The organism is Streptomyces sp. NPDC028289 (assembly GCF_055565975.1).
In genome coordinates this window covers 452,052-459,103 of the sequence record NZ_JBVHTI010000008.1, presented here as the reverse complement: position 1 = coordinate 459,103, position 7,052 = coordinate 452,052, and the positions used below count along the sequence as shown (strand labels likewise).

Below are 7,052 nucleotides of genomic sequence, written 5' to 3'. Positions count from 1 at the left end.
CTCGCGCGTCACCTCCATCTTCACCCTATGCCCCGCGGGGTGGTGGGCGCCCCGGCGGGTTGGGGTGATGCTGTGCGGGCCCCCCCCCCCCCCGGGGCGGGGGGGGGCGCCCCCCCCGGGGGCCCCGGGCCGGGGCCACAACAGGCTGTGCAGTTCAGGTTGCGTTGGCCGGGTCGAAAACTCGACATGATCCGATGGCGCAGGACAACGGCTGTCTCGCGGAAGGACTGACGCATGGAGCTGCGCAGCGTCGAGGAGCTGATGGATCTGCTGTACGCCTGCCGGCACCAGCGCGCGCTGCGCGCCGCGGCACTGCTGCGCCGCAGCCGCCCTGCCGACAAGGAGCTCCAGGTGGCAGGCCTGGTGCACGGCATCGAGGAACTGCTCGGCCCGGCCGACGGCGCCGCGCGCACGGTACGCCACCTGCTCGGGGAACGTGTCTACCACCTCGTCCGAGGGGACGGCGCCGCTACGGACGACGACGTACTGCGCCTGCGCCAGGCGGACGAGGAGAGCCGCACCGCCGGCTTCGACGCGGGCGTCCTGGAGGACTGGCGGACCGTCCTGGAACTGGTCGCCGCCCGCAACTCCCGCCTGGGGGCTGTCGACTGACGTTCCGTCATGAGACGGTACGGCGGTGACGTCATCCTACGGGCCGTCGAACGGGCTCCGGGGCCGGGCGGCCGTCGTCACCGGCGGCACCCGCGGCATCGGGCGCGCGGTCGCCGAGGCGCTCTCGGCGGCCGGTGCGTTGGTGTGCGTGAGCGCGCGGGACCCGGACGAGGTGCGGCGTACGGCTGCCGGGCTGGGCGGGGTCGGCCTGGCCGGCAGCGTCGCCGAGCCGGAGCACGCCCGGGAGCTGACCCGGCTGGCGCTGACCGAGTTCGGGCGGCTGGACATCCTCGTCAACAACGCGGCGACCAACCGCCCGTACGGCCCGCTCATGGGTGCCGACCTGGGCGTGTGGCGGGAGGCGTTCACCGTCAACGTGGAGGCCCCGCTGCGGCTGACGCAGTGCGCGTGGCGCGGCTGGATGCGGGAGCACGGCGGCTCCGTGATCAACATCTGCACGGAGGGCGCGGCCCATGTCGGCCCCCACGTGGGCGCGTACGGCACCAGCAAGGCCGCACTGCTGCATCTCACCCAGCAGCTGGCGGGCGAACTGGCGCCCCGGGTGCGGGTCAACTCGGTCTCCCCGGGCCTGGTGCGCACGGAGATGGCCCGCTTCATGTGGGAGCCGCGGGAGGACGAGATCGCCGCGGGGCTGCCGATGGGGCGGATCGGCGAGCCGGAGGATGTGGCCGGGGCGGTGCTGTGGCTGGCCTCGGACGCGGCGGAGTGGGTGACGGGAGCGGACCTGGTGGTGGATGGCGGTACCAGGGTGAGAGCGGCGCACTTGCCCACCTGAGGGGGAGCCGCGCCCACCCCCGGCCACGGCAGGCGCGCGTGCCCGAGATCAATTCGGCAACGCGGCTGCCCCCAGCGGGCGACGGGCCCATGGGTGGACCCGTATGGGATCGAACCACGAAGTACGCGTGACCTGCGCACCGGGCACACCGGCGCCTGGCAGAAGACTAGGGCTCCGGTGGCAGGCATCGCCAGCGATTAAGCGGGGCTCACCACCTGCCCGGCTCGTAGTCCTTCAGGAAGACCCCGTACACGTCGTCGCCCTCCTCGCCGCGCACGATCGGGTCGTAGACGCGGGCCGCCCCGTCGACCAGGTCGAGCGGTGCGTGGAAGCCGGCCTCGGCCAGCCGCAGCTTGTCGTAGTGCGGCCGCTCGTCGGTGATCCAGCCGGTGTCGACGGAGGTCATGAGGATGCCGTCGGTCTCGAACATCTCCGCCGCGCTGGTCCGCGTGACCATGTTCATGGCGGCCTTGGCCGCGTTGGTGTTGGGGTGCCCGGCGCCCTTGTAACCGCGGCCGAAGACGCCCTCCATCGCCGACACGTTGACGACGTACGAGCGGCCGCGCGCCGCCTTCTTCGCGGCCGCGGCCATGGCCGGCCGGAGCGCGCTGATCAGGATGAACGGCGAGGTGTAGTTGCAGAGCTGGGTCTCCAGGAGCTCCACCGGGGAGATCTGGTCGATGGTCTGCACCCAGGTGTTGGTGTCGACGACGTCCGGGACGAGGCCGCCGGCGTCGATGGCGGTGCCGTCGAGGTGCCGGGCCACACTGGCGTTGCCCGCGACGAGGGCGAGGTCGGCGACCTGCTGCGCGTCCAGGCCGCTGGTGCCCAGCGGCAGCGCGGCGAGACCGTCGACGGCCCCGGAGTTGAAGGCGCCGATGACCTGGTGGCCGGGGAGCTCACCGGCCGGCAGCGGGGCGCTCTCGCCCTCGACCAGGGCCGCGTAGGCGGCCGGCAGCCGGCGTACGGTCTGGGTCGCGTTGTTGATCAGGATGTCGAGCGGGCCCGCCGCGCCGACCTGTTCCGCGAGGGCGACGGCCTGCGCCGGGTCGCGCAGGTCGATGCCGACGACCTCCAGGCGGTGCAGCCAGTCCGCCGAGTCCTCCATCGCCTTGAACCGGCGGATGGCGTCCTTCGGGAAGCGCGTGGTGATCGTCGTGTGGGCGCCGTCACGCAGCAGTCGCAGCGCGATGTACATGCCGATCTTGGCGCGGCCGCCGGTGAGCAGGGCACGTTTGCCGGCCAGGTCGGCGCGGGCGTCGCGCTTGGCGCGGTTCAGCTGTGCGCAGTCCGGACAGAGCTGGTGGTAGAAGTAGTCGACCTCGACATAGCGGGTCTTGCAGGTGTAGCAGGAGCGCGGGCGCTGGAGTATCCCGGCGACCCTGCCCTCCTCGGTCCGGGAGGAGGGCAGCAGGCCCTCGGTCTCGTCGTCGATGCGCTGGGCGGAGCCGGTCGCGGTGGCCTCGGTGACCGCCTTGTCGTGGGCGGTCTTGGCGGCCCGGCGCTCCTGGCGGCGGCGCTGCTTGACCGTTCGGTAGATGCCGGCCGTGGCCCGGCGCACCGCGATGGCGTCCGGGTGGTCGACCTCCAGCTCGTCCAGCTCGGCGAGCACGCCGAGGCAGACGGCGAGCCGCTCGGGGTCGATGCCGGGGCCGTGGACCACGGCCCCGTCCACGGCCTCGTCCACGGCCCGCACCGCGTCCTCGGCCGCCGGGCCGTCCTGTGTCACCGTCATCGCGCTGCCGCTTCCCTGATCCACCAGCGGCGCTCCGACTCGCGCCCGCTTTCGAACCGGGAATTTTACGGAGCTCCGGGCGATACCTCCAAACCCGACCGGATCATGGATCGCAGACCGCGATCAGCGAGTCCACCTCGTCGGTGACCGCGCGGGCCAGCACGTCGAGGTCGGGGACGGCGCTCGCGTCGGCGACCAGGCCGTAGTGGACGTGGTTGCGGTAGGTGGAGATGGCGACCGCCAGGGACTGGCCGGGCGCGAGCGGGGCCAGCGGGTAGACGGCCGTGAGCGGGTGGCCGCCGAGGCGCAGGCCGACGCCGGGCAGCGGCACGCTGGTGACCAGGATGTCGAACCAGAGCCGGGCGGCCTGGCCGACGAGCGGCCCGCCGAGCCGGTGCCCCAGCGCGGGCACGTGGTCGGCGAGCAGGGCGACGGCACCGGCGCCCCGGTTGGGGCCGGCGTCCTTGTTGCGGACCATCGCCGTGCGGACGCGGTCGAGGCGGGCGATCGGGTCCGGGTTGTCGACCGGAAGCCGTATCAGGTACCCGGAGAGCCGGTTGCCCTGTGGGGTCGCGGTGCGCGGCCGGCGCTTGGAGACGGGGATCAGGGCGCGCGGGGCGACGCCCTCGGTGGAGTCGCCGCGCTCCTCCAACCAGCGGCGCAGGGCGCCGGCGACGACGGCGATCAGCACGTCGTTGACGGTGCCGCCGACGGCCTTGCGGACCCGGTGCACGTCGTCGATGTCGAGGTCGACCCCGGCGATGCTCCGGGTGCCGGTGGGATCGGACCTCAGCGCGGCCGAGGAGCTCACCCCGAGGGCGGACAGGGCGACCGAGGCGCCGATGTCGAGGGCCCGGCCCACGTCGGAGAGGGCGCCGCGCACCAGCTCGGGCAGCCTGCGCACGTCGGGCAGCGCCAGCATCGGGCGCGGCGGCTCGATCGAGCGGGGTGCGCGCACCGGCAGGTCGAGCGGGTCCATGACGCCGGCGGCCAGCTTCAGGGCGCGCAGCCCGTCGGCGAGGGCGTGGTGGAACTTGAACAGCACCGCGAAGGACACCCCGTCCTCGCCGGGCAGCACGTGCGCCTCCCACGGCGGCCGGCCCCGCTCCAGCGGACGCTCCATCAGCCGTCCGGCGACGGCCTGGAAGTCGGCGGTCGGGGCGTGCAGCCGGACGTGGTTCAGGGGGTCGAAGTCCGGGTCGGTCTCGCGGGCGGCACTGCCGAACGCGAGCGGCTGCCAGACGTCTCTGATACGCATGCGCAGACCGGGCACGGCGGCGGCCCGGGCCGCGAGCAGGTCGGCGGCGTGCGCCCCGGCGGTCGGGGAGTGCGCCGAGAAGACGCCCAGCGCGCCCAGGTGCATCGGGTGCTGCTCGGACTCGATGTTCCAGAACGCCAGATCGAGCGGGGCGAGCAGGTCAGCAGTCTCAGTCATCGAAAAGGGTGCCTCGCGTTGACGGAGGGTGGATCAGCAGTCAAACGCCGACTCATGATTACGGTCAAGTACGATCACGCTACGCTCAGTTAACAGCAGATTAAGTCCCGCCCCCTCCGAAAGAGGCGGGGCTCATGCGTCGCCTGAGGTCATTTCAGCGCCGGTGGTGCCGCCTCGGGTGACGTACCCCACTCTGACGGGCGCGAGCCGACCGTGAACGCCAGCGACCGCAGGGAGCGCAGCGCACCGGTCGTCAGGTAGGTACGGCCGTAGTCGGCACCGTCGGTGCGGGCCTTCTGGATGTACCGGTGGCCGGCGGAGGTCCCCGGTGCGGTCACCGTGAATCCGCCGCTCGGCCAGAAGCGCCGGTCGAGGCGGACATCGGCCCGGTCGAACACGGGCGTGGACAGGCCCCAGGTGCCGTAGCCGGGCTGTACCGGGAAGAGGCCGAGGGACGACAGGACGTTCCAGGCGGACATGGTGCCGAGGTCGTCGTTGCCGGTCATCCCGGTCGGGCCGTCGGTGAACAGGGTCAGCGCCGCGTGCACCACGTCGGTGGTCTTCCAGGGCTGGCCGGTGGAGAGGTAGGTGTACGGCGCGATGAGGTCGGGCTCGTTCATGGGGTTGTAGACGGCCGCGTTGTAGTAGGCGTACGCGTTGCCGTGCACCCACACCTCCCGCGCGGTCCTCTCCGGATCGGCGAGCAGCTTGTCGTAGGCGAAGAAGGAGTCGAGCCGGGTGTTGGTGGCGCGCTCGCCGCCGATCAGGGAGATCACACCGGGCAGGTCCTGCGGGACGAGCCACTGGTACTGCCAGGCGGTGCCCTCGTGGAAGCCGATGCCGCGGGCCGGGTCGGGGTTGCCGGTGAAGAGGCCGGAGGCGTCGCGGGCGCGGAAGAAGCCGGTGGAGGGGTCGAAGACGTTGCGGTAGTTCTGCGCCCGGGTGGCGTAGCGGGCCGCGTCCTCGACATGGCCGAGGTCCCGGGCCAGCTGCGCGAGCATCGCGTCGGACAGCGCGTACTCCAGGGTCACGGAGGCGCCGTGGTCGTAGTCGGAGTCGCCCACCTTGGTGTGCGGGCGGCCCTTGAGGTACGGCGCGAAGCCGTCGGCGAGGTACTCGGCGTTGGCCTCGCGGCCGACCCCGGCGTTGGCGGCCGGCGGCACGCCGTCGGCGTTCTTCTTCAGCGCCCGGTAGGCGCGCTCCTCGTACCCCTTGAGCAGCCCCAGCTGGTAGGCGGTGGTCAGGAAGGGGGTGACCGGGTCGCCGGTCATGATGTTCGTCTCGACCGTGCCGTAGCCCCACTTGGGCAGCCAGCCGCCCTCCTCGTCGATCTTCAGCACCGACAGGGCCATGTCGCGGGCCTCGCGCGGGGCGAGCAGGGCGAGCGCCTGGGCCTGGGTGCGGTAGGTGTCCCAGAGGGACCAGTTCTGGTAGTAGGTGAACCCGTGGGCACGGTGGATCCGGCGGTCCCAGCCGGTGTAACGGCCGTCGGCGTCCTCGCCGACGTTGGGCGCGAGGAAGGTGCGGTACAGGGACGAGTAGAACGTACGGCGCAGGGTCGGGGAGCCGCCCCGGACGCGGATGCCGGCGAGCCGCCGCCCCCAGGCGTCCCGGGCCTGCCGCCGTACCGCGTCGAACGAACGGCCGCCCTCGGCGCGCAGATTGACCTCGGCGCCGTGTGCGTCGACGTACGACAGGGCGGTGGTCGCCTCGACCGTACGGTCCCGGGTGGTGTCGAAGCGGACGTAGGCGCCGTCGGCTCCGGTGCGGGAGCCGGGGGTGACCGCGGTGCCGTTCCAGGTGCCGTACGCGGTGAAGGGGCGGCTGAAGCGGGTGACCGTGTAGACGGTGTACGGGGCGGTCTCGCGGCAGAAGCCGTGGCCGGTGATCCTGGTGCGGACGGTGTGGTCGTCGAGGATCTCGACGTCGCTGCTGACCGCCTTGTGCAGCGCCTGGTGGGCGTTGAGCAGGACGTTGGCCTTGCCGGTGGCCGGGAAGGTGTAGCGCTGGACGCCGGTGCGGGCGGTCGCGGTCAGCTCGGCCGTCACGCCCGAGTCGAGGCCGACGCGGTAGTAGCCGGGGCTCGCCGCCTCGTCGGCGTGGTCGAAGCCGACGGCGTACTCGGCGTAGTCCGTCTGCGTGACGTCCCCGGTGGTGGGCAGCACGGGCAGGTCGCCGCCGATGGCGCAGCCGACGCCGGAGAGGTGGACCAGGGAGAAGCCGCGGATCCGGCGCTGGGAGTAGTCGTAGCCGGTGCTGTGCCCGGTGTCCGGAGAGAGCTGCACCATGCCGAAGGGCACGGCCGCGCCGGGGAACGTGTTGCCCTCGTCCTGGCTGCCGATGAAGGGGTTCACCAGGTCGGCGAGGTGGCCGTCGGCCGGTTCGGCGGCCCCCGCGGCGGGGGCGGTGAGCAGCGCGGACGCTGTCAGCACCGCGGCGAGGCACAGCCGTGTGCACCGGGTCCCTCTCATGTC

Annotated in this window: 5 protein-coding genes; 2 read left to right on the top strand and 3 right to left on the bottom strand. The window is 72.8% G+C overall.

Features of this window, described 5'->3' with window-relative positions; genetic code table 11:
• Nucleotides 1-234 precede the first annotated feature (234 nt).
• Nucleotides 235-612, top strand: a complete 378-nt coding sequence (locus ACZ4UV_RS38640; protein ID WP_451022771.1) for a hypothetical protein — start codon at nucleotides 235-237, stop codon at nucleotides 610-612.
• Nucleotides 613-637: 25 nt separating this feature from the next.
• A complete protein-coding gene (locus tag ACZ4UV_RS38635; protein WP_390041345.1) occupies nucleotides 638-1,408 on the top strand; it encodes an SDR family oxidoreductase in 771 nt (256 codons plus the stop codon).
• Nucleotides 1,409-1,616: 208 nt separating this feature from the next.
• Here ACZ4UV_RS38635 and ACZ4UV_RS38630 read toward each other — a convergent pair whose 3' ends face one another.
• The 3 genes from ACZ4UV_RS38630 to ACZ4UV_RS38620 all read right to left on the bottom strand — a co-directional run bounded on the left by ACZ4UV_RS38630 (nucleotide 1,617) and on the right by ACZ4UV_RS38620 (nucleotide 7,049).
• Nucleotides 1,617-3,143: an SDR family NAD(P)-dependent oxidoreductase gene (locus ACZ4UV_RS38630; protein ID WP_451022770.1), complete on the bottom strand. Its 1,527-nt coding sequence runs from the start codon at nucleotides 3,141-3,143 to the stop codon at nucleotides 1,617-1,619.
• A gap of 103 nt (nucleotides 3,144-3,246) precedes the next feature.
• Nucleotides 3,247-4,578: a wax ester/triacylglycerol synthase family O-acyltransferase gene (locus ACZ4UV_RS38625; RefSeq protein ID WP_467844502.1), complete on the bottom strand. Its 1,332-nt coding sequence runs from the start codon at nucleotides 4,576-4,578 to the stop codon at nucleotides 3,247-3,249.
• A gap of 149 nt (nucleotides 4,579-4,727) precedes the next feature.
• Complete coding sequence (locus ACZ4UV_RS38620; protein WP_467844499.1) at nucleotides 4,728-7,049, bottom strand: GH92 family glycosyl hydrolase; 2,322 nt, start codon at nucleotides 7,047-7,049, stop codon at nucleotides 4,728-4,730.
• Nucleotides 7,050-7,052 lie beyond the last annotated feature (3 nt).